Annotated in this window: 19 protein-coding genes; 6 read left to right on the plus strand and 13 right to left on the minus strand. The window is 71.7% G+C overall.

Annotated elements, in window-relative coordinates:
• Nucleotides 1-103: 103 nt before the first annotated feature.
• Nucleotides 104-3223, plus strand: coding sequence for a BTAD domain-containing putative transcriptional regulator (locus tag AB0G28_RS29025; protein ID WP_361095766.1), 3120 nt, complete (start codon nucleotides 104-106; stop codon nucleotides 3221-3223).
• Here AB0G28_RS29025 and AB0G28_RS29030 read toward each other — a convergent pair.
• The 9 genes from AB0G28_RS29030 to kdpF form a co-directional block, all read right to left on the minus strand.
• Entirely contained in the window at nucleotides 3201-3968 is a 768-nt protein-coding gene (locus tag AB0G28_RS29030; RefSeq protein WP_361095769.1) for an ABC transporter permease, read from the minus strand. The genes AB0G28_RS29025 and AB0G28_RS29030 overlap by 23 nt on opposite strands.
• Nucleotides 3965-4900 carry an ATP-binding cassette domain-containing protein gene (locus AB0G28_RS29035; protein WP_361095772.1) on the minus strand — a complete coding sequence of 312 codons (936 nt, stop codon included), beginning with the start codon at nucleotides 4898-4900 and terminating at the stop codon, nucleotides 3965-3967. The genes AB0G28_RS29030 and AB0G28_RS29035 overlap by 4 nt, the downstream gene beginning before the upstream one ends.
• 77 nt (nucleotides 4901-4977) lie before the next feature.
• On the minus strand, nucleotides 4978-5805 hold the full coding sequence (locus tag AB0G28_RS29040; RefSeq protein WP_361095775.1) for an alpha/beta hydrolase: 828 nt from the start codon (nucleotides 5803-5805) through the stop codon (nucleotides 4978-4980).
• Between the two features lie 109 nt (nucleotides 5806-5914).
• Entirely contained in the window at nucleotides 5915-6604 is a 690-nt protein-coding gene (locus AB0G28_RS29045) for a response regulator (protein WP_361095778.1), read from the minus strand.
• Complete coding sequence (locus tag AB0G28_RS29050) at nucleotides 6601-9150, minus strand: DUF4118 domain-containing protein (RefSeq protein WP_361095781.1); 2550 nt, start codon at nucleotides 9148-9150, stop codon at nucleotides 6601-6603. Before AB0G28_RS29050 ends, AB0G28_RS29045 begins: the two co-directional genes overlap by 4 nt.
• A gap of 3 nt (nucleotides 9151-9153) precedes the next feature.
• Nucleotides 9154-9765, minus strand: a complete 612-nt coding sequence (gene kdpC / locus AB0G28_RS29055) for a K(+)-transporting ATPase subunit C (protein ID WP_361095784.1) — start codon at nucleotides 9763-9765, stop codon at nucleotides 9154-9156.
• Nucleotides 9766-9767: 2 nt separating this feature from the next.
• Nucleotides 9768-11858 (minus strand): potassium-transporting ATPase subunit KdpB, encoded by a 2091-nt coding sequence (gene kdpB / locus AB0G28_RS29060; protein WP_361095787.1) that lies wholly within the window; start codon nucleotides 11856-11858, stop codon nucleotides 9768-9770.
• A complete protein-coding gene (gene kdpA, locus AB0G28_RS29065) occupies nucleotides 11855-13513 on the minus strand; it encodes a potassium-transporting ATPase subunit KdpA (protein WP_361095790.1) in 1659 nt (552 codons plus the stop codon). Before kdpA ends, kdpB begins: the two co-directional genes overlap by 4 nt.
• Nucleotides 13513-13614: a K(+)-transporting ATPase subunit F gene (gene kdpF, locus AB0G28_RS29070; protein WP_020639212.1), complete on the minus strand. Its 102-nt coding sequence runs from the start codon at nucleotides 13612-13614 to the stop codon at nucleotides 13513-13515. Before kdpF ends, kdpA begins: the two co-directional genes overlap by 1 nt.
• Before the next feature lie 367 nt (nucleotides 13615-13981).
• Here kdpF and AB0G28_RS29075 point away from each other — a divergent pair, with 367 nt between their 5' ends.
• Entirely contained in the window at nucleotides 13982-14212 is a 231-nt protein-coding gene (locus tag AB0G28_RS29075; protein WP_361095793.1) for a YbaB/EbfC family nucleoid-associated protein, read from the plus strand.
• A gap of 8 nt (nucleotides 14213-14220) precedes the next feature.
• On the opposite strand, the gene AB0G28_RS29080 is transcribed toward AB0G28_RS29075, so the two are convergent.
• A complete protein-coding gene (locus AB0G28_RS29080; protein WP_361095796.1) occupies nucleotides 14221-14526 on the minus strand; it encodes a hypothetical protein in 306 nt (101 codons plus the stop codon).
• Between the two features lie 177 nt (nucleotides 14527-14703).
• Between AB0G28_RS29080 and AB0G28_RS29085 the strand changes: the two genes are divergently transcribed.
• A complete protein-coding gene (locus tag AB0G28_RS29085; protein WP_361095799.1) occupies nucleotides 14704-16707 on the plus strand; it encodes an APC family permease in 2004 nt (667 codons plus the stop codon).
• A gap of 8 nt (nucleotides 16708-16715) precedes the next feature.
• Here the strand turns inward: AB0G28_RS29085 and AB0G28_RS29090 are convergent, their stop codons facing one another.
• Entirely contained in the window at nucleotides 16716-17639 is a 924-nt protein-coding gene (locus AB0G28_RS29090) for a glycosyl hydrolase family 32 (protein WP_361095802.1), read from the minus strand.
• On the minus strand, nucleotides 17639-18700 hold the full coding sequence (locus tag AB0G28_RS29095) for a LacI family DNA-binding transcriptional regulator (protein ID WP_361095805.1): 1062 nt from the start codon (nucleotides 18698-18700) through the stop codon (nucleotides 17639-17641). Before AB0G28_RS29095 ends, AB0G28_RS29090 begins: the two co-directional genes overlap by 1 nt.
• 106 nt (nucleotides 18701-18806) lie before the next feature.
• Between AB0G28_RS29095 and AB0G28_RS29100 the strand changes: the two genes are divergently transcribed.
• From AB0G28_RS29100 to AB0G28_RS29110, 3 genes are read left to right on the plus strand one after another with little or no spacing between them, the layout of a single operon-like run.
• Nucleotides 18807-20168 (plus strand): hypothetical protein, encoded by a 1362-nt coding sequence (locus AB0G28_RS29100; RefSeq protein ID WP_361095808.1) that lies wholly within the window; start codon nucleotides 18807-18809, stop codon nucleotides 20166-20168.
• Nucleotides 20169-20173: 5 nt separating this feature from the next.
• The gene (locus tag AB0G28_RS29105; protein WP_361095811.1) at nucleotides 20174-21118 is read left to right on the plus strand and encodes a sugar ABC transporter permease; all 945 of its coding nucleotides are present in this window, start codon (nucleotides 20174-20176) and stop codon (nucleotides 21116-21118) included.
• On the plus strand, nucleotides 21115-21930 hold the full coding sequence (locus AB0G28_RS29110; protein ID WP_361095814.1) for a carbohydrate ABC transporter permease: 816 nt from the start codon (nucleotides 21115-21117) through the stop codon (nucleotides 21928-21930). Before AB0G28_RS29105 ends, AB0G28_RS29110 begins: the two co-directional genes overlap by 4 nt.
• Here AB0G28_RS29110 and AB0G28_RS29115 read toward each other — a convergent pair.
• Entirely contained in the window at nucleotides 21916-23739 is a 1824-nt protein-coding gene (locus AB0G28_RS29115) for a copper-binding protein (protein WP_361095817.1), read from the minus strand. The two genes, AB0G28_RS29110 and AB0G28_RS29115, sit on opposite strands and share 15 nt — an antisense overlap.
• Nucleotides 23740-23781: the final 42 nt, after the last annotated feature.

Consider the following 23781-nt stretch of genomic DNA (forward strand, 5'->3'; position numbering starts at 1 on the left):
AAGACACCCCAATGTGGCGTTCGGTGCGTCCAACGCACCCAACGCCACATTGGGGCGCTTGAGCCGGGACGCCGCGAGAACCTCGCGACACTAACCTGGGGCGGTGACGATCGAGCTGGTCCTGCTGCCGCGGGTGGCCTACCGCGGCCGGGAACTCACCAGCCCGCGCCTCGGCGGGCTGCTCGCCCTGCTCGCCGACGACCTCCGCACCGGCGCGAGCACCGCTCGCCTGATCGAAGGGCTCTGGCCGGACGAACGACCCGAACACCCGGCCAAGGCGCTGCAGGTGCTCGTGTCCCGCGCGCGAGCCCAGCTCGGCCACGACGTCATCGAGGCCACGCCGTCCGGTTACCGGCTCACCCTGGCCGAGGACCAGGTGGACGCGGCCGCGCTGGTGCTCGGCGCCGCCGCGTGCGCCCGCCTGTCCCGCGCCGGCGACCACGAAGCCGCGCTCGCCCAAGCCGAGGCAGGGCTGGCGCTTTGGACGGCGCACGAAGGCGGCGCCGGTCCGCTCGGCGCGCTGCGGGCGGCCCGCGCGTCGACCAGCCGGTGGCTGGTCCGGGCCCGCGCGCTGTGCCGCTCGCGCCTGGGACGGGCCGACGAGGCGATCGACGAGCTGACCGAGCTGGCGTCCGAACGGCCGCGCGACGAGGAACTGCTCCTGGAACTGCTGCGCAGCGAAGCCGCGACGGCCGGGCCCGCCGCCGCGCTGGCCCGCTACGAGGACTACCGGCGCCGGGTGCGCGACGAGCTCGGCAGCGACCCCGGACCCGCGCTGCGCGAGCTGCACCAGCGGCTCCTGCAGGGCGAGGCACCCGCGGTCCGCCACGGCGTCGCCCACGAACCGAACCCGCTGCTCGGCCGGGACGCCGACCTGGCCGCCGTCGCCGGGCTGCTGCGGACGTCGCGGGTCACGTCCATCGTCGGCGCGGGCGGGCTGGGCAAGACCCGCTTGGCCCATGCCGTCAGCCGCCGGGCCGACCAGCGGATCGTGCACTTCGTGCCGCTCGCCGGCATCACCCGCGACGACGAGGTCGCCGCCGAAGCCGCCTCGGCGGTCGGTGGTGCCGACGCGGGAGGGCCGCCGGGCAGCCGGCCGCCCGCCGCACGCGACGCCGTGACCGGCATCCTCGAAGCGCTCGGGTCCGGCCCGGCGCTGCTGGTGCTCGACAACTGCGAACACGTCGTGCGCGGCGCGGCCGACCTGGTCCGCACGCTCGTCGCGCTCAGCGCCGACCTGTGGGTGCTCACGACCAGCCGGACGCCCCTCGGCCTCTCCTCGGAAGCGGTCCACGCACTGCCGGAACTGAGCCCGGCGACCGCCGCCGAACTGTTCCGGCAGCGGGCCCGCGCCGTCCGTCCGGACATCGAACTGCCGGACGCGGCCGTCCGGGAGCTGTGTGCGCACCTGGACGGCCTGCCGCTCGCGATCGAGCTGGCCGCGGCGCGCAGCCGGGTCATGTCGGTCCCCGAGATCGCCCGTCATCTCGACGACCGGTTCGCCTTGCTGCGCGGCGGCGCGCGCGACGCGCCGGCCCGCCACCGCACGCTGCACGCCGTCATCGACTGGAGCTGGGCCCTCCTCGACCAGCGGGGGCAGGCCGCCATGCGCGCTCTGTCGGTCTTCCCCGACGGCTTCACCGCCGACGCCGCCCGGCACCTGCTCGGCGCCGACGCGGTCGACCTGCTCGACCAGCTCGCCGGTCATTCGCTGCTCAAGGTCCGGGACACCCCGGCGGGCACGCGGTTCCGGATGCTGGAGACCGTCCGCGAGTTCAGCGCCACCCGCCGCGAGGAAGCCGGCGAGACCGCGAAGTCCACCACCGGCTTCTTGAGCTGGGCCGTGGACTTCGCCCTGGCCCACCACGAAGCCCTCTTCGGCGCCGACCTCGTCCCGGCCATGCGCCGGGTCGCCGCCGAGCAGGACAACCTGGTGCAGGCGCTGCGGTACGGCATCGACCACGAGGACGGCGCCATCGTGGCGGCCACCGCCGCCGTCCTGGCCGGCCTGTGGACGTTCGAGTCGAACTTCGGCCGCATGGCGGCGCTCGTCGCGGACACCGCCTGGCTGCTCTCGCACTTCCGGCCCGGGCCCGGCCTCGTGGCCGCGACCCGCGCGGCGCTGGTGCTGAGCGCGGTGAACGGCTTCCTGTTGCAGGGCCCGCGGCCCGTCCGCGCGCTGGTCGCCCTCCGCCGTCTCCCGCCCGCCGCACCCGGCACCCCGGTGCACGCCGCCGAGGCGGTGCTCCGCACCGTGGCCGCGCCGGACTTCGCCCCGTTGTTCGCCTTGTGCGACAACGACGACCCGCTCGTCGCCGCACTGGCCGAAGGCGTCGCCAGCTACGCGTGGCCGGCCCTCGACGATCCCGAGCGCGCGGTGGCCGCGGCCGAGCGCATGGTCGCCGTGTTCGACGAGCGGGACTCGCCGTGGCTGCGCGCCGTCGCCCACGCCCGGGTCGGCGAGCTGTGCCTGGAGCTGGAACGCGGGGCGGAAGCACGGCGGTCGCTCGGCACCGTGCTCGCGGTGCTCGACGAGACCGGCACCTGGCCCGGCGCCGCCCGCATCCGGGGCGCGCTGGTCCTGGCCTGCCTGCAGACCGGCGCGATCGACGAGGCGGAGCACTGGCTCGAACAGGCCATGCTGACCGGCGGCAGCGAGGTCGCCGGAGCGTCCATGGTGGACGTCGGCGCCCGCGCGGAGATCCTCCTCGCCCGCGGCGACGCCGACACGGGCCTGCGCCTGTGGCGGCAGGCCGCCGAACGGCTCCGGTCCACCAAGGACACCGGCCCGGGCGCCGACGGCTGGATGTGGGAGACGCAGGCCGTCGCCGTGGTCGCCCACGCCGGCCACGGGCGCCTCGAGCTCGTCACCGAGATCACCGGCGAACTCCCCCGCGCGCTGCCCGGCCTCCTCGAGGACCCCGGGACGTCGGTCCCGGTCTGCGGCGCGCTCCTGCTGGCCCTGGCCCTTGCCGACCTCGACCGCGCGGAGACGGCCGGCGAGCGGGCCGCGGCGGTGCGCCTGATCGCCCTCGCCGAGCGGTTCCGGTACGCGCGGGGCTTCCACCCCACGATGTCCTCGGCCCGCATCCGGGCCGTGGCCGCACAGGCCGACGAGCCGGCGTACACCGACGCACGGTCGGAATACGCCGGCCTCGCCCCCGAGGACCTGCGCGCCGCGGCACTCGCGGCGCTGAGGCTCAGGCCGCGGGATCGCGCCTGAACAAGGCCCGCGCCCAGACGTAACCCGCGACGGCGAACCCGGCGCACCAGGCGACGGCGATCCACGCGCTGCCGCCGACCGGCGTGCCGAGCATCAGGCCGCGCAGGGTGTCGATGACCGGGGTGAACGGCTCGTTGCGGGCGAACCAGCGCACGCCTCCCGACATCGTGTCCGTGGGCACGAACGCGCTGCTGAGGAACGGCAGCACCTGCACGAGCAGGATGAACAGGTTCGCGCCTTCGGCGTTCTTCGCCAGCAACCCGACCGCGACCGCCGGCCAGGTCAGCGCCAGGGCCAGCAGGAGCACCAGGCCCAGCGCCGCGAGCCAGCCGCCGGGCCCCGCGGCGGGACGGAACCCGAACAGCAGCGCCACCCCGACGACCAGCGCCGCGCTGACCACGGTCCGGAGCACCGCGCCCAGGACGTGGCCGGTCAGCACCGACACCCGCGCGATCGCCATCGTCCGGAACCGCGAGATGATCCCCTCGGTCATGTCCCGGTTCACCGCCAGCGCCGTCATGGACGCGCCGTAGCCGACGGTCATCAGCAGGATTCCCGACACGACGTAGTCGACGTACGCCCCGCCGCGGACGCCCGCCTGCATCGCGCCGCCGAACACGCCGACGAACAGCAGCAGGAGCAGCACCGGCATGCCCAGCGCCATGATCATCATCCCCGGGTACCGGCGCAGGTGCTTCAGGTTGCGCCGCAGCATGGTCGCCGAATCACGCATCGCGTAGCTCATCGGACGGTCTCCTTCTCGGTCGTGAGGGCGAAGAAGACGTCGTCGAGATCCGGCGTGTGCACCGACAGGCTGCCGACGTCGACCCCCGCGCCGTCCAGCCGGTCGAGCAGCCCGCGCAGCGAGCGGACCCCGCCGTCGCCGGGCACCGACAGCGTGAACGCGGACTCGTCCCGCGTCCCTTCTCCGAGCGCCCGGGCGGCGACGTCGAGGCTCGCGACGTCGGCGAACTGCAGCCGGACGTGCCCGCCGGGGACGCGCCGCTTCAGCTCGTCCGGGGTGCCTTCGGCGACCACGCGCCCGTGGTCGAGCACCGCGACCCGGCCGGCCAGTTCGTCGGCCTCGTCGAGGTACTGCGTGGTCAGGAAGACGGTGACGCCACCGGCGACGAGGTCCCGGATGATCCGCCACATCGTGTGCCGGCTGCGCGGGTCGAGCCCGGTGGTCGGTTCGTCGAGGAAGAGGACGCGCGGCTCGCCGGCGAGCGTCATCGCCAGGTCGAGCCGCCGCCGCATCCCGCCGGAGTAGGCCGACACGAGCTTGCCCGCGGAGCCGGCGAGGTCGAACCGCTCGAGCAGCTCAGCCGCCTTCCGCCGCCGGCCGGCGCGGCCGAGGTGGTGCAGGTCCGCCATCAGCAGCAGGTTCTCCTCGCCGGTCAGCAGGTTGTCGACGGCGGAGAACTGCCCGGTGACGCCGATCGCGGCGCGCACCCCGTCCGGCTCGGCGGCGACGTCGTGCCCCGCGACGGAGGCCTGCCCGCCGTCGGCGCGGATCAGGGTGGACAGGATCCGCACGGCGGTCGTCTTGCCGGCGCCGTTGGGCCCGAGCAGGGCGAAGATGGTGCCCTCGGTGACGTGCAGGTCGATGCCGTCGAGCACGGCCTGGTCGCCGAAGGACTTGCGCAGCCCGCTGGCCGCTATCGCCGGGGTGGTCACGGTTCTCCTCTCGTCCGCCCGTGACCTCGGCGGCCACGGCTGTGACGAGGGTGCGCAACCGGAGTTTCAGCCTGGTTTCAAGCCGCTTTCCACCCGGCCGTGACCTCGCGGACCGCCGCGGCGACGGCGGGAGCGTCCTTCTTCAGGATCGCACCGTGGTTGCTGGCGACCTTCGCGCTCACCTTGATGTTCGGGTTGCGGCCGGTGACGCCGTCGAGGCTGGTGCGGAGCACTTCCTGTTCGTCGCCCTTGCTCCCGAAGGACACCCCGGAAGCGACCACGTACCGCACCGGCACGGTGATGCCGTCCAGCACCGGGCCCAGCTCGCGCTCGCGCGACAAGACGCCGAGCTCGATGTTGCTCTCGGCCTGCTGCGCGGCGCTCATCCGCGGGGTCAGGCCGGTCGGGCGCAGCAACGGCATGACCAGGTTCAACCGCTTGAACAGCTTCCGGATGCGCTGCTCCATCGCGTCGTCGAGCCAGTCGTAGGGGTACGCGCCGTCCACCAGCACCGCCCCGATCGCCCGCGCCGGGTTCCGCTCGGCCCAGTGCGCCGCGACGACCGCGCCGTAGGACCAGCCCACCACCAGCGCCCGGTCCACCCCGCGGGCCGCGAGCACGGCGTCGACGTCCCGGACGGCGGCTTCGAAGGAGTAGTCCGCCGACCGCTTCGACTTGCCGCGGGCCCGCTCGTCGAAGGTGATGTGCCGGAACTCGCCGCCGAGCTCGGCCAGCACCCGCCGCCAGTACCCCTGGGTGGCGAACTGGCCGTTGCAGTAGACCACCGGGATGCCGGGGCCACCGGTGTCGGTGACGGCGAGGGCGGTGTCGTCGACCGGCAGCATGCCGGTCCAGGCCGAGTCGGTCGATTCGGTCGATTCGGTCGAGAAAGCGTTGTTTGTCATGCGGCTACCATCGGCGGCTCGCCTGACACCACCCTGACCCCGTCCTGACACGACCCCGGACAGCGCGAACGGCTACTCGCCTGCTCGAGGGGTTCCTCGGGATCGGTCATCACGCCTCCGGGGCGAAACGGTAGCCGACCCCCGGCTCGGTGAGCAGGTACCGCGGCCGGGACGGCTCGGGCTCGAGCTTGCGCCGCAGCTGTGCCAGGTAGACGCGCAGGTAGTGGCCGCGGTCCGCGTACTCCGGCCCCCAGATGGTGGTCAGCAGGTGCTTGCCGCTGATCAGGGAGTCGGGATTGCGGACCAGCTGTTCGAGGATGGCCCATTCGGTGCGGGTCAGGTGCACCGCCACCCCGCCCCGGCGGACGACCTTCGACGAGACGTCCACGGTGAACGCGGCGGTCTCGACGACGAGGTCCGGTTCGGCCGGTGTGGCGAGGGCCAGCCGGCGTTCCGCGACCCGCAGGCACGCCAGCAGCTCGTCCATGCCGAACGGCTTCGTGACGTAGGTGTCGGCGCCGGTGTCGAGGGCCTGGATCCGGTCGGCGGGGCGCTGGCGCGCGGACAGCACGATGATCGGCATCGCACTCCACGTCCGCAGCTCGCGGATCACCTCGATGCCGTCGATGTCCGGCAGGCCCAGGTCGAGCAGGACCAGGTCGGGGTGCTCGGTCGCGGCGGCGAGCAAGGCCGACGCACCGTCTTTCGCCGTCGTCACGGCGTATCCGCGGGCGCTGAGGTTGATCCGCAGGGCCCGCCGGAGCGCGGTTTCGTCGTCGACCACGAGCACGGACGTCATGGCACCTCCCCGGTGAGAGCTACGGGCAGAGAAAGGACGATCGTGAGCCCGCCGCCCGGGGTGTCCTCCGCGCGGATCGTCCCGCCCATCGCCTCGACGAAGCCCTTCGCGACGGACAGGCCGAGCCCGACGCCGGTGGTGGGGTTGCGGTCGCCGAGCCGCTGGAACGGCGCGAACGCCGACTCGGCGGCGCCTTTCGGCAACCCGCGGCCGTGGTCGACGACGCGCAGCTCGACCCGGCCGGCGTAGGCGCTGGCGCGGATCGCGATCGCTGATGGCGTCCGCCCGGTGGCGCCGTGGCGGAACGCGTTGTCGATCACGTTGGCGACCGCGCGCTCCAGCAGGCCGGCGTCCGCCAGCACGGCGGGCAGCTGCTCGTCGACGTCGATGTCGACCGGCTCGCGTCCATCCCCTGTGGACAGTGCGGTGGCGACGACCTCGTCGTAGCCGACCGGGCGCAGCACCGGCCGCACCGCGCCGGTGGCCAGCCGGGACGAGTCGAGGAGGTGGTCGATCAGGCCCGAGAGCCGGTCGGTGGACTCCTCGCCCGCGGCGAGCAGCTCCTCGGCGTCCTCTTCGGACAGACTGACGTCGTGGGCTCGCAAGCCGCCGAAGACGGCCTTGATGGAGGTCAGCGGCGTGCGCAGGTCGTGGCCGACGGCCGAGAGCAGGGCCGTCCGCAGCTCGGTGGTCTCCGCCCGCCGCCGCGCCTCCTGCGCCTGGGCGGCCATCCGCTGCTGCCGCAGGGCGAGCAGGGCCTGGCCCGCCGCGGCCTCGAGGACCCGCTGGTCGTGCGCCGGCAACGGCCGGCCGCGCAGCGCCAGGTGGACGTCGTCGGTCACCGGGACGTCGACGTCGGCCTCGTCCGGGTCGTCGCACGGCCGGTCCCCCGTGCAGGCCGCCCGGACCCACTCGCCGTCCTGCTTCTCCAGCAGCGAAACGGATTCGAGCCCGAAGTTCTCCCGCACCTTGTCCAGCAGCCGCTGCAACGGGTCGCCGTCCCCGAGCACGGTCCGCGCGTAGGAGGCCAGCAGCGCGGCCTCGGTCCGCGCCCGCGCCGCGGCATCGGCCCGGCGCGAAGCCCGGTCGACGACGAGCGCGAACGCCACCGCGACGACGACCATCGCGATCAGCGTGATGACGTTCTGCTGGGCGTCCACGGTCAGCGTGTACAGCGGCGGGGTGAAGAAGAAGTTCAGCAGCAACGCGCTCGCGATCGACGCGAACAGCGCGGGCCCGAGGCCGCCGACGAGGGCCACGATGATCGTGGCGAGGAAGTAGTCGATCACGTTGGTGGACAGGATGAGCGTCTGCCGCAGCACCACGCCGATCAGCGTCGCCACGGCCGGCAGGAGCAGTGCGAGCGCCCAGCCGAGGAGCTGCCGCCGCCGGGCCAGGGAGCTGCGCGGGAACAGCTTCGCGCGCAGCCGCCCGCCGGACTCGTCGTGGGTGACCATGTGCACGTCGATCGGCCCGGACTCCTGGACCACCGTCGCGCCGATGCCCTCGTCGAACAGCCGCGCCACCCGGGACCGCCGGGACGTGCCGACCACGACCTGCGTCGCGTTCACCCCGCGGGCGAAGTCCAGCAATGCTGTCGGCACGTCGTCCCCGACGACGGTGTGGAAGGTGGCGCCGACGTCCTCGGCGAGCTTGCGGCACTCGGCCAGCGCCTGCGGGGAGACGCCGGCCAGGCCGTCGCCACGCAGGATCTGCAGCACCATCAGCTCAGCCCCGGCCCGCTTCGCGATCCGCCGGGCCCGCCGGATCAGCGTCTCGCTCTCCCGGCCGCCGCTGATCGCGACGACCACCCGCTCCCGCGCCTCCCAGGTGTCGGTGATGTCGCGTTCGGTGCGGTAGCGCTGCAGGGCGACGTCGACCTGGTCGGCCACCCACAGCAGCGCCAGCTCCCGCAGCGCGGTGAGGTTGCCGGTCCGGAAGTAGTTGCCGAGCGCCGCGTCGATCCGGTCGGCCGGGTAGACGTTGCCGTGGGCGAGCCGCCGCCGCAGCGCTTCCGGCGTGATGTCGACCAGCTCCAGCTGTTCGGCGCGGCGGACGACCTCGTCCGGGACGGTCTCCTGCTGGGCGATGCCGGTGATCCGCTCGACGACGTCGTTGAGGCTCTCCAGGTGCTGCACGTTCACCGTGGAGAGCACGTCGATCCCGGCTTCGAGGAGTTCCTCGATGTCCTGCCAGCGCTTGGTGTTGCGCGAGCCGGTCACGTTCGTGTGCGCCAGCTCGTCCACCACCGCGACCGCCGGAGCCCTGGCGAGGATCGCGTCGACGTCCATCTCCTCGAACGCGTGCCCCCGGTAGTCCAGGTGACGGCGTGGGACGGCTTCGAGGCCTTCGAGGAGTTCGGCGGTCTTGCGCCGGCCGTGCGTCTCCACCAGGCCGACGACGACGTCGGTGCCGCGGTCGGCCCGGCGGCGGGCCTCCCCGAGCATGGCGAAGGTCTTCCCCACGCCCGGGGCGGCCCCGAGGTAGATCCGCAGCTCGCCGCGACGGCGCTTGGGCGTGCGGCCGGCCGCGTCCGCTGTCGTCACGGGTCAGTGCCTGGCCGCCGCGACGGCGAGGTTGAGCTGCAGCACGTCGACCGCCGGGTCGCCGAGCACGCCGAGGCCGCGCCCGGTGGTGTTTTCGGCGACGAGCTTGCGGACTTCGTCCTCGCTCAGGCCGTTCTCCCGGGCGACCCGCGGCACCTGCAGTGCGGCGTAGGCGGGGCTGATCTGCGGGTCGAGCCCGGACGCCGACGCGGTCACGGCGTCGGCCGGGACCTGCGCGACGTCGACGCCTTCGCGCTGGGCGATCAGCTCCTGCCGCTGCTTGACCAGGGCGAGCAGGTCGTCGTTCCCGGTGCCCTTGTTGGAGGCGCCCGAGGTCGACGGGTCGCCCGGGCCGAGCGGGTCCTTCGACCCGGCCGAGGGCCGGTTGTGGAAGTACGGGTCGTGCGCCGGGTCCTTCGCGACCGGGTCGACCCCGATCAGGGTCGAGCCGACCGGCTGCCCGTTCCGCGTGACGAGCGAGCCCTCGGCCCGGTCCGACAGGCCGGGAATCCGCGCCACCGCCCACACGCCCAGGGGGTACGCGACGCCCAGCAGCACGGTCAGCACCAGCAGCATCTTCAGGCCGGCGACGGTCTGCTTGTACAGCACCTTCATGGTCACATTCCCGGGATCAGTCGGACGAGCAGGTCGATCAGCCAGATCCCGGCGAACGGCGTGACGATGCCGCCGAGGCCGTAGATCAGCAGGTTGCGCCGCAGCAGCGCCTTCGCGCTGGAGGGCTTGTATCGCACGCCGCGCAGGGCCAGGGGGATCAGGCCCACGATGATCAGCGCGTTGAAGATCACCGCGGACAGGATCGCCGAGTCCGGCGAGTGCAGGCCCATCACGTTCAGGCCGCCCAGCTGCGGGTAGATCGACGCGAACATGGCGGGCAGGATCGCGAAGTACTTCGCCAGGTCGTTGGCGATGGAGAACGTGGTGAGCGCGCCGCGGGTGATGAGCAGCTGCTTGCCGATCTCGACGATCTCGATCAGCTTCGTGGGGTTCGAGTCGAGGTCGACCATGTTGCCGGCCTCCTTGGCCGCCATGGTCCCGGTGTTCATCGCCACCCCGACGTCCGCCTGCGCCAGCGCCGGAGCGTCGTTCGTGCCGTCGCCGGTCATCGCGACCAGCCGCCCGCCCTCCTGCTCCTTCTTGATCAGCGCCATCTTGTCTTCGGGCTTGGCTTCGGCGAGGAAGTCGTCCACCCCTGCCTCGCCGGCGATCGCGCGGGCGGTGAGCGGGTTGTCGCCGGTGATCATCACGGTCTTGATGCCCATCGTGCGCAGCTCGGCGAACCGCTCCCGCATGCCGGGCTTCACGACGTCGGACAGCCGCACCACGCCTCGGACGACCGCGGTGCCCTCGACCTGCTCGGCGACGACGAGCGGCGTGCCGCCCTCGGCGCTGATCCGGTCGACGGTCTCGTGCACCTCGTCCGGCACGAGGCCACCGTGCTCGGCGACCCACGCGCGCACGGCGCTGGCGGCGCCCTTGCGGACGATCCGGCCGTTCAGGTCGATGCCGGACATCCGGGTCTGCGCGGTGAAGGGGACGAACTCGCCGGACTTCTCGGCTTCGGACGCTTGGGCGGCGAGGCCGTTCTCGCGCACGCAGAGGTCGATGATGCTGCGGCCTTCCGGCGTGCCGTCGGCGAGGCTGGACAGCCGGGCCGCGATCGCCAGGTCGTCGATCGTGGACGAGCCGACCGGGATCAGCTCGGTCGCCTGCCGGTTGCCGAAGGTGATCGTGCCGGTCTTGTCGAGCAGCAGCGTGGAGACGTCGCCGGCGGCCTCCACCGCGCGGCCGCTCGTGGCCAGGACGTTGCGCTGGACCAGGCGGTCCATCCCGGCGATGCCGATGGCGGACAGCAGCGCGCCGATCGTCGTCGGGATCAGGCAGACCAGCAACGCCGTCAGGACGATCACCGACTGCTGTCCGCCGGAGTAGTCCGCCATCGGCTGCAGTGCCACGACCGCGAGGACGAAGATGATCGTCAGCACGGCCAGCAGGATGGTCAGCGCGATCTCGTTCGGCGTCTTCTGCCGCGAAGCGCCTTCCACCAGCGCGATCATCCGGTCCACGAAGGACTCGCCCGGCTTGGTCGTGATCTTCACGACGATCCGGTCCGACAGCACGGTCGTGCCGCCGGTGACCGCCGACCGGTCGCCGCCGGACTCGCGGATGACCGGCGCGGACTCGCCGGTGATGGCCGACTCGTCGACGGTCGCGATGCCCTCGACGACGTCGCCGTCGCCCGGGATGACCTCACCGGCCTCGACGACCACGAGGTCACCGATCCGCAGCTCGGCACCCGGGACGCGCTCCTCGGAGCCGTCCTCGGTCAGGCGGCGGGCGACGGTGTCCTTCTTGGTCTTGCGCAGGGACTCGGCCTGGGCCTTGCCGCGGCCTTCGGCGACGGCTTCGGCGAGGTTGGCGAACAGCACGGTGAACCACAGCCACAGCGCGACGCCGATGTTGAACACGGTCGGGTTCGTCACCGCGAACACGGTGACCAGCGCCGAGCCGACCCACACCACGAACATGACCGGGTTGGCCAGCTGGTGCCGGGGGTTGAGCTTCCGGAAGGCGTCCGGCAGGGACGTCCAGAGCTGGCGGGGGCTGAACACGCCCGCGCCGACCCGGCCCGCGTTCTCGACGTGGTGCTGGGTGGTTTCCTCGGGGGTGCGTTCGGTGGTCATGGTCATGCGAGAGCCTCGGCAATCGGCCCGAGGGCCAGGGCGGGGATGAAGGTCAGGGCCGCGACCAGCACGACCGTGCCGGTGAGCATGGTCGCGAACAGCGGGCTGGTGGTCGGCAGCGTGCCGGCGGTCTCGGGGACCTTCTTCTGCGCCGCCAGCGAACCGGCGAGGCAGAGCACGGCCAGGATCGGGACGAACCGGCCCAGCGCCATGCAGACCCCGAGGGTCGACTGGTACCAGTCGTTGGTCACGGTGATACCGGCGAACGCGCTGCCGTTGTTGTTGCTCGCCGAGGTGTAGGCGTAGAGCAGCTCGGAGAAGCCGTGCGCGCCCGGGTTGTTGAACGCGGCGGTGTTGCCCGGGATCAGCAGAGCCGCTCCGGCACCGATCAGCAGCACCGTCGGCATCGCCAGGATCGCGATGGCCGAGCAGGTGACTTCGCGCTTGCCGAGCTTCTTGCCCAGGTACTCCGGCGTCCGCCCGACCATCAGCCCGGCCAGGAACATGGCGATGATCGCCATCACCAGGATGCTGTAGAGGCCGGTGCCGACGCCGCCGGGCGACAGCTCGCCGAACATCATGTTCAGCAGCGTCCCGAACCCGCCGAGACCGGTGAAGCTGTCGTGCATCGCGTTCACCGCGCCGGTCGAGGTGCCGGTGGTCGAGTCGGCGAACAACGCCGACCCCGCGATCCCGAACCGGGTCTCCTTGCCCTCCATCGCCGCACCCGCCAGCCGGGCGGCGGCGCCGTTCGCGTGTGTCTCACCCCACCAGATCACCGCGAGCATGCCGGCCCACAGCGCGCCCATGACGGACAGCAGGACGTACCCCTGCTTGGTGTTGCCGACCAGCTTGCCGAACGTGCGGGTCAGGGCGACCGGGATCACCAGCAGCAGGAAGATCTCGATCAGGTTCGACCACGAGTTCGGGTTCTCGAACGGGTGCGCGGAGTTGGCGTTGAAGATGCCGCCGCCGTTGGTGCCCAGTTCCTTGATGGCTTCCTGGCTCGCCGCCGGGGCCAGCGCGATCGTGCTCGCCGAGCCGTCCGGGCCGAGCACCGCGACGCCGGACTTGAGGCTCTGCACGACACCGAGCGCGACCAGCACGATCGCGAAGACGAACGACAGCGGCAGCAGGAGCCGGACGGTGCCGCGGGTCAGGTCGACCCAGAAGTTGCCGAGCCGGTCGCTCTTCGACCGGACGAACGCGCGGGTGAGCGCGATCGCCACGGCCAGGCCGACGCCGGCGGAGACGAAGTTCTGCACGGTCAGCCCGGCCATCTGGACCACGTGCCCCATGACGCCTTCGGGGACGTAGGACTGCCAGTTCGTGTTGGTCACGAAACTGATCGCCGTGTTGAAGGCGACCCCGGGATCGACCGTCCGGCCGAAGTTCAGCGGCAGCAACGGCTGGATGCGCTGCAGCAGGTAGAGGAACAGCACCGAGACGAACGAGAAGCCCAGCACGCCGGACGCGTAGGTCTTCCAGTGCTGCTCGGAGTCCGGGTCCGCCCGCACGACCTTGTAGACGGCCTTCTCCAGCCGCCAGTGTTTCGTGCTCGTGAACACGCGGTGCATGTAGTCGCCCAGCGGCCGGTACACCAGCGCCAGGGCGAGCAAGAGGAGGCCGGCCTGTCCCAGGCCGGCCCACGTCGAGGACATCAGAACTTCTCCGGTTTGATCAACGCGATGAACAGGTAGACGATCAGAGCCAACGCCAGCACGCCGCCGACGACGTTGGCGACCACGCCGGTGCCGCTCACAACCGCTCCAATCCACGCAGGGTCAAGGCCAGCACGGCGAACACCACGATCGCCAGCAGCACATAGGCCAGATCGGCCATACGACTGCTCCCTTCTCACGCACGACAAGCCGAGGTCGACCGAATGGTGACCGGACTGACCGGATCGTGCCCGCCGGAACTCCTGTTCGGGCGTCACCTGACAGAGTCTTGACGCGTCCTCACGGCGCATTGACGCGCCCTTGACGACCGGCCGGGTGTCCATTCCGGACTTGGTCACAACTCGGCCTCGGCGGGGTGAACGGCTCGCCTCGGGGGGAATTCGGGGCCACCCTTGGACGATCACGTCTTCGCCCACCCCGATCCGGATCTCATCCCGGGAGTTCTCCTTGGCAGCCGACCCCGACCGCCGCACGTCCGTTCCCCGGCGCAACACCGTCCAGGTGAGCCACAGCAGTCACGACGGCGCGATCTCGGTCGTCGTGACCCTCGACGGCCAGGTACGCGACCTGCAGCTGGCCGACACCGTGACCACGCGTCCCGCGGCCCAGCTGGCCCGGAACATCCTCGAGTGCATCCACTCCGCCCAGGCCCTGTTCGACCCGCCCGTGCTCTCCTGACCGCGTGCTCAGTCGCCGAAGTACCGCTCGTACACGGCGATCCAAGCGTCCAAATCGGACAATCCGCGCGCGAGATCGCGGCCGGTGGGTGTGATCTCGAAGACCGTCGTGGCGAGCGGACGCACGTCCCAGCTCCCCGCGACGGACTGCCGGATCGCGCCTTCCGCGGCCAGCAGGCGCAAAGCCGGTTCGAGCACGCTCCGCGGGACCGTTCCGCGCAATTCACTCAGCACGCGCGGACCGTCGACGAGCGTGTCGAGGAGCTCGGCCGCGCCGGCACACGAGATCACCCGCGCGAGACGGTCGTCGGCCATGGCAGCTCCCGGGGCAGTGGTGCCGGGACGTTAAGCACCCGCGCCCGCCACCGGGCCCGTCGTTGACGCAACCCTGACGACCACCCGGGAGTTCATTGACGGATTCCCTACGCGGCGCCCCGGATTTTGACGAAATCCCTACGCCGGTTCGCCGCCCGGCGAGGCACGCTGCGGTACGTGCCAGCACCTACGTCATGGCTCAAACGGCTGGTACTCGGACGGCCGTTCCGGAGCGACACCCTCGGCGAGACCTTGCTGCCCAAGTGGCTCGCGCTGCCGATCTTCGCCAGCGACCCGCTGTCGTCGGTCGCCTACGCGACGCAGGAGATCCTGCTGATCCTGTCCATCGGCGGGCTCGCCTACCTCACGCTCGCGCCGTGGATCGGCCTGGCCGTCGCCGTGCTCCTGACCGTCGTCGTGCTGTCCTACCGGCAGGTCGTGAAGGCCTACCCGAGCGGCGGCGGGTCCTACGAGGTCGCTTCCCGCAACCTCGGCAGCTCCGCGGGACTGGTCGTGGCCGGGGCACTGATGGTGGACTACATCATGACCGTCGCGGTGTCGGTCGCATCCGGAGTGGACAACATCATCTCCGCGGTCCCGCAGCTCAACGACTACCGGATCGTCCTGAACCTCGGGTTCGTCCTGGTGCTGATGGCGATGAACCTGCGCGGGATCCGCGAGTCCGGGCGCGCCTTCGCCATCCCGACCTACCTGTTCATCGGCGGGGTCATGCTGATGATCACGCTCGGCCTCGGCCAGGCCGTCGCCGGCCACGCCCCGGTCGCCGAAAGCGCCGGCTACGAAGTCCGCCCGGAACAGGTGGGGCTGACCGGTCTCGCCCTGGTCTTCCTGCTGCTGCGGTCGTTCTCCTCCGGCTGCACCGCGCTCACCGGCGTCGAAGCGATCTCCAACGGCGTCCCCGCGTTCCGCAAACCCAAGAGCGCCAACGCCGCCCGCACCATGACCGCGATGGGCGTGATCGCCGTGGTGATGTTCGGCGGCATCACCGCGCTCGCCATGATCGCCCGGGTCCGGATCGCCGAGAACACCTGCGACCTGGCCGGCTTCCGCGGCGACTGCACCACCGACCCGCAGCGCACGGTGATCAGCCAGATCGCCGCCGCCGTCTTCGGGGGCGACCATTCGGTGCTGTTCTACTTCATGCAGGCCGCGACGGCGCTGATCCTGATCCTCGCCGCGAACACCGCGTTCAACGGTTTCCCGCTGCTGGCCTCGATCCTGGCCCAGGACCGCTACCTGCCGCGGCAGCTGCACACCCGCGGCGACCGGCTCGCGTTCTCCAACGGGATCGTCGCGCTCGCGGTCATCGCCGGCGTGCTCATCTTCGCCTTCGACGGCTCGACCACCCGGCTCATCCAGCTCTACATCCTCGGCGTCTTCACCTCGTTCACGCTGTGCCAGGCCGGCATGGTCCGGCACTGGAACCGCGAGCTCGCGGCCGCGACCGACACCCGGGCCCGCCTGTCGATCCAGCGCTCGCGGCTCATCAACGCCGTCGGCGCGGTGCTCACCGCCGTGGTCCTGGTGGTCGTGATGATCACCAAGTTCACCCACGGCGCCTACCTCGTCGTCATCGCCATCCCGGTGCTCTACGTGCTCATGCGCGGGATCCACCGCCACTACACCCACGTCCGCGACGAGCTGCAGCCCGACGAAGAGAGCGAGCTGCTGCCCAGCCGGGTCCACGCGATCGTCCTGGTGTCCACATTGCACAAACCCAGCCAGCGCGCGATCGCGTTCGCCCGGGCGACCCGGCCGGACACCCTCACCGCGATCACCGTCAACGTCGACGACCAGGACACGCGTGACCTCCAGCGGCAATGGGAACAGCGCGGCATGAAGATCCCGCTCAAGGTGATCGAATCGCCCTACCGCGAAATCACCCGGCCGGTCGTGGCCTACGTCAAGAACCTCCGCCGCACCAGCCCCCGCGACGTCGTGTGCGTCTACATCCCCGAATACGTCGTCGGCCGGTGGTGGGAAAACGTGCTGCACAACCAGAGCTCGCTGCGCCTCAAGGGCCGGCTCCTGTTCGAGCCGGGCGTCATGGTGACCAGCGTCCCGTGGCAGCTGCACTCCACGACCCGCCGCGACCTCCAGCGCGTCCGCCCGCTGCCCGGCGACATCCGGCGCGGCGTCACGACGCAGCGCCGCTCCTGACGGCCGCGTCAGAGGGTGCGCAGCCCGCCGGACGCGGTGTAGCCGACCGGGTACGGATCGGACAGTTCGCCGGCGAACTGTCCGTCGCGTTCGGACGCGAACCCGATCAGGTTCCAGCGGTCGCCGCCGTCGCGGACCAGGCGGGGCGCGTACAGCCCGGGGCAGGACACCGGCCGGGCCAGGGCCAGGTCCCACGGGCCGGTCACCGCGGGACCGGGCACCACCCACACCGGCTCAGCCGGCGCGCGGACGCCCAGGTTGCTGCAGAACAGCAGCAACGGCTGCCCGTCGACCACCGCGACCTGGGGCACTTCGAGGTGACCGAAGCCGCCGGGCTCCGTGAGCGGCGGGGCGACCGCCCAGTCGAGCAGGTCGGGTGAAGTGGCGTGGCCGATCACCCCGCGGCGCAGCGGGTCGCCGTCCTTCGCGTGGGCCGTGACGAGCATGTGCCAGCCGGACCCGTCCGGCGCGCGGAAGACCCACGGGTCGCGCCACGCCTCGCCGGCCCAGTCCGTGCGGTCGTCGTGCCCGTACCACGTGGGGTCCGGCTCGACCAGGGGCTTCGCCCCGAAGCGGTGCCACGTGTACAGGTCGTCGGAGACGGCCAGGCCGATCCGCTGCACCGCGTAGCCGCCGTCGTCGCGGACACCCGTGTAGAACAGGTACCAGCGTCCGTCGTCGCCGCGGACGACGGACCCGGTCCAGGTGGCCAGGTCGTCCCACGCCGGTCCGTCGGCGGGCACGAGGGCGTCCGCGACGAGCTCCCAGTCGCGCAGGTCGCGGGAGACGGCGTGCCCGATCGACGCGCGCCGGTGACGGCGCTCGGGGTCGAGCAGCGCCCGCGAGGCCCGCAGGAAGAAGGCGTGGTGCAGGCCGTCGTCGTCCGTCGCGTACCAGCTGTCCCACACCCAGTGGTCGGGCAGGCGCAACATCAGGAGACCTCCGGGTGTCGCGGACGGGCGACCGAGAAACGGGTGCGCAGCGGCATCGGGATGCGGTGGACCGGCTTCTCACCGGAGGTTTCGCCGTTGATCTCGGCGAAGAGCGCGTCGACCGCTTTGCGGCCGAGCTCGTAGTGCGGCAGGGCGATCGTCGTCAGCTTCGGCCGGATCCACGAGGCGAGCGGGTGGTCGTCGAAGGAGACCACCGAGACGTCGCCGGGGACGGTCAGCGAGGCGTCGGCCAGCGCCTGGTAGACCCCGAAGGCGAGCCGGTCGTTGAGGCAGACGATGGCCCGCGGGTCGGCCCGGTCCAGCAGATCGCGGGTCGCGGCGAACCCGTCCTCCGGTTCCCAGGCGGTACACCGGGTCCCGCTCGCGAACCCGGCACCGGCCTCGTGGAGGACCTCGCGGAGACCGACGAGCCGTTCCACCGCGGCGACGCTGTCCCGCGGCACGTTCCGGACCCCCGGTCCGGCGCCGATCACGTGGATGCCCTCGCGGTGCCCGGCTTCGAGCAGCACCCGGGCGGCCGCGCGGCCGGCCTCGATCTCGTCCGGCACCACGACGGGCAGCGGCGACGGCGTCTTCGGCACGGCGTTGAGCAGCACCGCGGACGTCGCCATCAGGGCTTCGGGCACCGCGATGCGCCGCGTGTACATCGAAGCGAAGACGATCCCGTCGACCTGGCGGTCGTGCATGCCCTGCAGCAGCGCGTGTTCGAGCTTGCTGTCCCCTTCGGACTCACCGATGAACAGCAGGACGCCGCGATCGCGGGCGGCTTCGATCGCGCCCTTGATCATGTCGCCGGCCAGCCGCGAGGTGGCGACCGTGTCGGAGACGAAGCCGATGGTCAGCGTGCGCCCGGTCCGGAGCCCGGCCGAGACGATGTTCGGGCGGTAGCCCAGCTCCCGCGCGGCCGCCTTGATGCGTTCCTGGACGCCCTCGGAGATCCGCAGCTCCGCGCCTCGTCCCGACAGCACCAGGGACGCGGTGCTCCGCGACACCCCCGCCGCCTCGGCGACGTCGGCCAGCGTGACCCGTCGTGGGCTCACCGTCGCACCCTCCCCCTCCCGCCGGTCCTTGACACCGGCTCGTCCGGTCGCCGAGACTACCGTTGCTAACTCGGTTTAGCAAAACCCTGCGACGGAGGAGACGACGTTGTCCCGTCGAACACACACCGGCCGGCCCCTCGGCGCCCTGCTGACGCTCACCCTGGCCGGCACGCTGGTCGCGGCCTGCTCGGGGCCCGGCGGCAGTGCCGGCCCGGGCGACACCACGGCCGCGGCGGTCACTTCGGAACCGACGTGCGGGAGCGCGCCGGTCACCCTGCGCGGCTACTTCGAAACCGGCTTCCCGATGGCCAAGGCGCTCACCGGCGAGTTCACGAAGCAGTTCCCGAACGTCCAGTGGGACGTCCGGGAGGACCAGTTCGCGGTGATCACCCAGAACGCGCCACGCGTCCTCGCCGACGACCCGCCGGACCTGATGCGGCTCCCGCAGGTGTCCGGGCTGGTCAAGGACGGGCTGCTGAAGAACCTCGACGGGTACGCCCGGTGGTTCGGCTGGGACAAGTGGCCGCCCGGGCAGCTCGCGCAGCTGCGCATGGGCCCCGGCGGACGGCCGCGGGGCGCGGGGTCGCTCTACGCGATGGGCCTGAACTTCAGCACGACCGGCGTCTTCTACAACAAGCAGCTCGCGTCCCGGATCGGCATGACGACGCCGCCGTCGACGCTCGCCCAGCTCGACGAAGCCATGGCGAAGGCGAAGAACGCGGGGATCCAGCCGATCCAGCAGTTCAACGGCGGCGCGACCGGCGGCCTGGCCTTCCCGTTGCAGGACCTCATGGCGTCACTGGGACAGCCGGCGCCGATCAACGACTGGATCTTCCAGAAGCCCGGCGCCACCATCGACACCCCGGCCAGCCTCCAGGCCGCCCAGCACCTCGAGCGGTGGATCAAGGCCGGGTACTTCACGCCGGACGTCAACGCCGTCGACTACGCGCAGATGGTCAGCCGGTTCACCGCGGGCCAGGGCCTGTTCAGCTTCAACGGCGACTGGGAATCGGCCAACCTGGACAAGCAGATGGCCGGCAACGCCGGGTTCTTCCCGATGCCGCCGGCACAGGCGGGTGCCAAGCCCGCGGCCATGTCGGCGCCTCTCGCCGTCGGGATCAGCGCCAAGGCCGCACACGCGGACTGCGCGGCGTTCTTCCTCAACTGGGTCGCGACGAACACGAAGGCGCGAGAGGTCGCCGGCGCGACCGGCGGCTCGCACCCCATGGGGCCCGCGGACGCGCCGCTGCCCCCGGTGGCCGCGGGCACGGTGACCGCCGGGACGCTCCAAGCCGCCGCGCAGGTGGACAAGGACGGGACCGCCATGGACTTCATCGCCAACGCGACCGGGGCGATCTACGCCAAGAGCTGGACCCCGCAGCTGCAGAAACTGGTCGCCGGCGAGCAGACGCCGGACGGGCTGCTCAAGTCGGTGCAGCGCGACTACACCGACCAGGTCGGGAGCTAGTCCCGGTGACCGGGTCGAGCGACCTCCTGGAGGCGCGACCGTCCACTGTGGCAAGACCGCCGGCACGACGGCGACGGCGGTTCGGCCGCAGTGGCTGGGCCGGCTGGCTGTTCGTGGCCCCGGCCCTGGTCTTCTACGCCGTGTTCGTGCTGCGGCCGATCGTCCTCACCGTCCAGTACTCGTTCTACGACTGGAACGGCATCGGCGCGTCGAAATGGGCGGGATTCGGCAACTACGCGAAGGTCTTCACCGATCCGGAGCTCTACCGGTCGATCCTGCACGCGTTCGAGCTGATCGTGTTCTTCAGCGGGATACCCGTGCTGCTCGGCCTGGCGATCGCCGCGACGATCCGCCGGATCGCGACGAGCCGCTTGGCCCTCGTCGCCCGGACGGTGCTGTTCCTGCCGCAGGTCATCCCGCTCGTCGCGGCCGGCATCGCGTGGACGTGGCTGCTGTCGGCGACCGGCGTCGTCAACCAGCTGTTCTCGGCGATCGGCCTCGGCACCGTGTCGAAGGCCTGGCTCGGCGACTCCTCGACCGCGCTCCCGGCGGTCGGCGTGATCGGCGCCTGGGTCCTGGTCGGCCTGTGCCTGCTGCTGTTCCTGTCCGGCATGAGCAAGATCGACCCGGCGCTCTACGAGGCGGCCCGCATCGACGGAGCCGGGGTGGTCCGCGAGTTCTTCGCGATCACGGTGCCCAGCCTGCGCCAGGAGATCGGCGTCTGCGTGACCGTGACGACGATCGCCGCGCTGGCGAGCTTCGACATCGTGTACGTCTCGACCCAGGGCGGCCCGGGCAACGCCACCATGGTCCCGGGCCTGGAGATCTACTACCTCGCGTTCTCCCAGCGCGAGGTGGGCCTGGCTTCCGCGCTCGCCGTCGTGCTCATGGTCCTGGTGCTCGCGTTCGTGCTCCCGATCCAGCGCGTCTCGAGGGAGGACAAGCCGTGAAGCACACCGGCTTGACCGGGCGGATCCTGCTCGTCCTGCTGATGGCGGCCACCCTGCTGCCGTTCCTCAGCCTCTTCGTCACCGCACTGCACCCTTCCGGCACCTATCCGTCCGGTTTGGACTGGCCCGCCGACCCGCAGTGGGGCAACTTCGCCCGCGCGTTCGAAGTGGCCCGGCTGGGCGAGTTCCTGAAGTCGAGCGTGCTCATCGTGCTCGGCGTCGTGCCCGTCTCCCTGGTGATCGCCACGATGGCCGGCTTCGCGACCGGGCACCTGCGGATGCCCGGCGGGCGGGCGGTGTTCCTGCTGTTCGTCCTCGGCCTGACGCTGCCGTTCGAAGGGATCATCACCCCGCTGTACTTCCAGGTGCGGGACCTGGGCCTGCTCAACACGCGGTGGGCGATCATCCTGCCGCTGATCGGGCTGTACATGCCGTTTTCGGTCTACTGGATGCGGGCCCACTTCGTGACCATGCCGCCCGAGCTGTCCGAGAGCGCCCGGGTGGACGGGGTCGGTACCTGGCAGCTGTTCTGGCGCATCCACGTGCCCTTGGCGAGGCCGGCTCTTTCTTCGCTGGCGATCCTGCTGTTCCTGTGGACCTGGAACCAGTTCCTGCTCGCGATCGTGCTGGTGGACGACCCCGCGAAACGCACGATGGCCGGCGCGCTGGGCGCGTTCCAGGGCCAGTGGGGCACGGACATCCCGCTGTTGTGCGCGGGCTCCTTGCTGATCCTGACGCCCACACTGATCGTCTTCCTGATCTTCCAGCGGCGGTTCGTGTCCGCGTTGCTGCAGGGTTCATTGAAGGGTTGATTCTTGGGGACGTCCGGTGGCACCGGCGGGCGCGCCGCCGATGCCGGACTCGATCGCCGCCGTCACGATGCGGTTCCGGTCGCCCGAGGACAGCACCCCGTTGCCCACCAGCTCGAGGGTCACCGCCCTCACGTGCTTCACGAACCGGTCGTGCGACGCGTACTCCGCGTTCTCGTCGATGACGTCGTTGATCGTGCAGCCGTTGCCGGTGTCGATGTTCTCCACCTGGCTGTCGATCCCGCCGATCACCACCGTCTCCCGGGTGTCCGAGTCCGGGCACGCGTCCGGCGGCGGCGGGGCCGCGACCACCGCGAACGCCCCCACCACCTCCGCCGAGACGTTGCCGGCCCGGTCCGTGGCCCGGGCTCGCACCGTGTGCGCCCCGAGCGCGGACACGACCACCGGCGCCGCGTACCGTGCCCAGGCTCCGCTGTCCACTTTGTACTCGGCGAAGTCCACACCGGACTCCGCGTCGGCCGCCGTCAGCGTCACGGTCGCCTGCCCGACGTAGTTCCAGCCGCCGTCCTGCTTGCCGGTCACCTGCACGGACACCACCGGCGCGGTCGTGTCCCCGCCGGCGACCACCGTGAACGACACCGACCCGGCCGCGGACGTGTTCCCGGCGACGTCGGTAGCGCGGAACTCCACCGTGTGCGCGCCTGCGGCGGTGACCGGAACCGGGGCGGCGTAGGCGGTCCACGCGCCACCGTCCACCCGGTACTCCACCGACGCGACGCCGGAACCCGCGTCCGAAGCCGTGACCGTGACGACCGCCTTGCCGACGTAGTTCCCGGAGCCGTCCTGGGTACCGGCGACGGAAGCCGAGACGACCGGCGGGGTCGTGTCGCTCTTCACCACCGTGAAGTGGGCCATGCCCTCCGGTGACACGTTCCCCGCGACGTCGGTGGCCCGGTAGTGCAGCATGTGCGTCCCCGCCGCGGTCACCGCGACCGGCGCGGAATAGCGCGTCCAGGCGCCGCCGTCCAGCTGGTACTCCACCGAGGCCACGCCGGAACCCGCGTCCGTCGCGGTGATCCGGGCCGTCGCGACGTCGAGGTAGTTGCCCGACGCATCCCGGGTGCCGGTGATCGCCGCGCTCACCGCCGGCGGGGTCGTGTCCCCCGGCCGCTCGACGATCGTGAAGTGCGCCATGCCCTCCGGCGAGACGTTCCCGGCGACGTCGGTGGCCCGGTAGTGCAGCATGTGCGCGCCCACCGTGGACACCACCACCGGGGCGCTGTAACGCGTCCAGGCACCGCCGTCGAGCTGGTACTCGACGGAAGCCACGCCGGACCCCGCGTCGGTGGCGGTGACCGACACCGTGGCGGACCCGAGGTAGTTGCCGGAAGAATCGCGATCCCCGGCCACGGCCGCGGAAACGGCGGGCGGAGCCGTGTCGCCACCGCCGCCGGACACGACGAACTCCCCCACCATCGTCGTGTGCCCGGGGATGGCGCAGAAGTACCGGTACTTGCCGGGCGTCAACGTCACGACCGCCTCGTGCCGGCCGTTCGCCGTGTCGAACGGGTTGGCCAGGATGTTCAGGGAGACGTCGTGGTTGTACCCCGGCGTCGAGGTGTCGAACGTCAGCGTGTGCGACATCCCGGTCGTGTTGCCGGTGGCTTCGCTGTTCTCGAAGACGATCGTGGTCTCACCCGGCAGGGCGCCGGTGGGCGCGGAAGCGTATTCGGTGGTGCTGTTGTTCGCGGTCCAGGTCAGCGTCTGGACCGGCGCCGCCACCGCGGGCGTCGCCGCCCCGAACACGGCCAGCAGAGCGGCCAGCAGCACCGCGATCATTCGTGGGGACATCGCCGGAAGACCTTCCTGGGAAGGACGGGGGCCGGGCGGGAA

This window comes from Amycolatopsis sp. NPDC021455 (assembly GCF_040640995.1).
Classification (GTDB): Bacteria; Actinomycetota; Actinomycetes; order Mycobacteriales; family Pseudonocardiaceae; genus Amycolatopsis.